The sequence below is a fragment of the Nocardiopsis sp. TNDT3 genome, assembly GCF_003427465.1.
Classification (GTDB): domain Bacteria; phylum Actinomycetota; class Actinomycetes; order Streptosporangiales; family Streptosporangiaceae; genus Nocardiopsis; species Nocardiopsis dassonvillei.
Genome location: NZ_QPFC01000874.1, coordinates 1 through 3,487 on the forward strand (window position 1 = coordinate 1; position 3,487 = coordinate 3,487).

Consider the following 3,487-nt stretch of genomic DNA (forward strand, 5'->3'; position numbering starts at 1 on the left):
GGCTGACGGGGCGCGGGGCCGGTCCCGGCCGCGGGGCCAGCAGGAGCGCGAGGACCAGGGCGACGCCGAGCGCGACGAGGAACAGGGGCGGCGCGGTGGGCAGTCCGTGTCCCTCGGTGACCTCGCACGCGTGCGCGGTCTGCGGGGCCGGGGCCGCGTCGGTGACCGCGGCGGCCTCCCGGGGCCGCTCCGGGCAGTCGGCCGTCGCGGCGGCAGTGGTAGCTGTGGCTGCGGGAACGACCTGGGCGACCGGGTCCGTGCTGTGGCACAGCGCGCACATGAAGCACATGAGCACCAGCGCGACCAGCGGCACCGCGAGGGTGCGCTGTCGCCGCGTGGAGGTGTGCCGGTCCATGCCAGGAACTGTAGCGGTGGTGTCGCCGGGGCCTTCGGCGGCCACGGGATAGGGGGAACCGCCACGGGTTCTGACGGTGGGCCCCTAGCCCGGAAGCGCCTCCCGCGAGCAGGGCTCCGGCAGGCGCGAACCGCTCGTCGGACTTCCCCCGGGCCGGGGCGCGGGCCTCGCGGCCGCCTCGGCCCCGCGGCGGCGCGGACGCCCCGGGGCGGCCTGCCGGACCGGGCTCCGCCCTTCGGCCCCGCTCCGGGCGGGTGCGCGGCCCGTTCGCGCCGTGTGCGCCGTGCGGTGCCCGCTGGCCCGGCCTCAGTCGTGGAAGGGCTCGCCCGTCACGACGTGGTCGGCGTGGTTGAGCGCCTCCAGCACCAGGCGGCGCAGGTGGCCGTCGCGCAGCTGGTAGATGGCGTGCCGGGACTCCTTGCGGAACTCCACCAGACCGGCCAGGCGCAGTTTGGCCAGGTGCTGGGAGACGGCGGTGCGCGACGCTCCGCAGGCCTCGGTCAGCTGGCCCACGTCCGCCTCGCCCCCGGCCAGGGTCCACAGCAGATGCAGCCGGGTGGGGTCGGCCAGCAGGGCGAACACGCTCGCGGCCACGGCGAGCCGCTCGGGTTCGGGCGGAGCCGGGTGCACGCGGCTGGGGACGGCCTGCTCGTCGCTGGTGCGCATGTGCGCAGTCTAGGGCCCGGAGGAGGGAGGACCCCGCGGAATATGACATCATGTGCGTACTTGCGCACGTATATGGTGCGCCTGGTCGTGCTCTTCCTTCTTCTCCAGGTGGTGGTCGTGGTGTGGCGGGTGCTGACGGACTTCGCTTCCTACCGCAGGTTGTTCTACGCCCAGGTCGTGGCGCTGGCGGGCACCGGGCTGGCCACGGTCGCCCTGGCGCTGCTGGCCTACGAACTGGCTCCGGGCCGGGCGGGGCAGGTGGTGGCCACCGCCCTGACCGTCAAGATGCTCGCCTACGTGGGCGCGGGGCCGCTGCTGACCGCGGCCCTGGTCCGGGCCCCGCGCAAGGCGGTGCTGGTGGGCTCGGACGCGGTGCGCGCCCTGGCGGTGGCCTGTCTGCCGTTCGTGGACCAGGTCTGGCAGGTGTACGCGCTCATCGCCGTGCTCCAGTGCGCCTCGGCGACCTTCACCCCCACCTTCCAGGCGGTCATCCCCGAACTGGTGGACGACCGCGGCTACACCTCGGCGCTGGCCCTGTCGCGGCTGGCCTATGACCTGGAGGCGCTGGCCTCGCCGCTGCTGGCCGCTCTCGTGCTGCTCGCGATCCCCTTCGACGGCCTGTTCGCGCTGACCGCGCTCGGCTTCGCCGCCTCCGCCGCCCTGGTGGCCGCCACGGCGCTGCCCGCCCCGACGCCCGGGTCGCGGAGTCCCCGCCGGGCCGCGGCGAGCTGGCGGGCCTTCGGCACCGACCGGCGCCTGCTGGCGCTGACGGCGTTGAACACGGCGGTGGCCGTGGTCACCGCCCTGGTCCTGGTCGACACCGTCGTCCTCGTCCGCTCCCACCTGGGCGGCGGCGACACCGCCGTGGCGTTGGTGCTGGCCTGCTTCGGCGGCGGTTCCATGGCGGTGGCGCTGGCCCTGGGGGCGCTGGTGGAGCGGTTCGGCACGCGCGCGCTCATGCTCACCGGTCCCGGCGTCCTCACGGCGGGAGCGGCGGCCCTGGCGCCGGGCTGGGCCCTGGCGCCGGGACCGCTGGTGCTCGGCGCGGGATGGGCGGTGCTGGGCGCGGGGTGCGCGCTGGTGTCCGCGCCCACGGGGCGGCTGCTGCGCGAGGCCGCTCCCGAGGGCGCGTTGGCGGGGGTCTTCGCCGCCCAGTTCTCGCTCTCCCACGCCTGCTTCCTGCTCACCTACCCGCTGGCCGGGTGGGCCGGGGGCCTGGAACCGGTCCTGGTGCTGGGCGGCGCCGGGGTGCTCACGGGCGCGTGCGCCCTGGCGGCGGCGGGCCTGTGGCGCCCCGGCGCGGTCACCGCGGACCCCTCCCCCGCGGCCGGGGACCGCTGACGCCCCTGCGGCCCCGGTGCCGGCCCCGCTCATGAGGCGGCGGGAGGGGCGCGGGGGACGTCGCGGCGGCGTTCAGCGACCGGTCCGGCCGTCCACCAGTTCGCGGAGGATGTCCAGGTGCCCGGCGTGGCGGCCGGTCTCCTCGATCATGTGCACGAGCGCCCACCGCATCGACGGGGCCGGTCCGTTCCGGCGCCCCGCGTGCGCGGGCCCGCCGAGGTCGTCGCAGTCGGCGATGGCACGGTCGGCGGCGGCCACGGCCGCGCGGTATCCCTCCAGAACGCCAGCCGTGGTCTCACCGGTGTCGGCGTGGAACGTGGCCTGCCAGTCGCCGACCTCCTCCCCGAGGAAGAGGGCGCGCTCGACGTGGGCCAGGTGCTTGACCAGTCCGAGCAGGTTCGTGCCGGACGCGACGCCCGGAGTGCGCACGTGCTGCTCCGGCGCGCCGTCCAGCTTGGCGAGGACGCTCTCGCGCAGGTAGGCCAGGAACCCCGTGAGGACCTCCTTCTCCGCGGACCCCGTCCCGGGCGGGGGCTGGTCGCGTCGGCGCGAGGGTGCATCGGCCGTCCTCGTCGAACCCTTCGGCGTCGCCCCCGTACGGCGCCGGGCCACCACCACGTTGTCGCTCACCCGCGCGCTGCGGCCGTCGGGGCCGTGGGCCAGCCGCGAACGCCGCTCGCACACGAGGCCGGTCCAGTCCGCGCCCAGGTCCAGCGACCGCCACAGCTCCTCGGGGGCGGGGAAGTCGTCGCGCTGTTCCCAGGACCAGGGCGCACTGGACGCGTGGTCGATCACGACCAGCAGCCCGCCCCCGCCCACCGACCGCGAGACCCGGCGCAGCACGGCGTCACGGTCGATGTCCACCGGGGTGTGGAAGTAGTTCGCGTAGATCAGGTCCCACGGTCCGGCGTCGGGCACCGACAGCGCCAGGTCGTGGCGCCGCGTGGTGAGGCGGTCCCCTACCCCGGCCCGGCGGGCCCGCTCGGCCAGCACGGCCAGGGCGTGTTCCGCGACGTCGACGGCCGTGACGTCCCATCCCCGGCCCGCCAGCCACAGGGCGTCCCCGCCCCGGCCGCAGGCGAGTTCGAGGGCGCGGCGCCACGACCTGGCGCTGTCGGTGCCCGA

The 3,487-nt window shown here is 76.4% G+C and carries 4 protein-coding genes; 1 reads left to right on the forward strand and 3 read right to left on the reverse strand.

The window, feature by feature from the left end:
- Both DQW06_RS20930 and DQW06_RS20935 read right to left on the reverse strand, forming a co-directional pair.
- Positions 1–355, reverse strand: a 355-nt coding sequence (locus tag DQW06_RS20930; RefSeq protein WP_117199144.1) for a hypothetical protein, incomplete at its 3' end; no start/stop codon positions are given.
- A 306-nt stretch (positions 356–661) separates the two neighbouring features.
- The gene (locus tag DQW06_RS20935) at positions 662–1,021 is read right to left on the reverse strand and encodes a helix-turn-helix transcriptional regulator (protein WP_013152750.1); all 360 of its coding nucleotides are present in this window, start codon (positions 1,019–1,021) and stop codon (positions 662–664) included.
- 60 nt (positions 1,022–1,081) lie between these two features.
- Here DQW06_RS20935 and DQW06_RS20940 point away from each other — a divergent pair, with 60 nt between their 5' ends.
- Entirely contained in the window at positions 1,082–2,362 is a 1,281-nt protein-coding gene (locus DQW06_RS20940; protein WP_232833104.1) for an MFS transporter, read from the forward strand.
- Positions 2,363–2,434: 72 nt separating this feature from the next.
- Here DQW06_RS20940 and DQW06_RS29920 read toward each other — a convergent pair.
- Positions 2,435–3,487 (reverse strand): DUF664 domain-containing protein (locus DQW06_RS29920; RefSeq protein WP_117199146.1); only part of this gene is annotated, 1,053 nt, incomplete at its 5' end.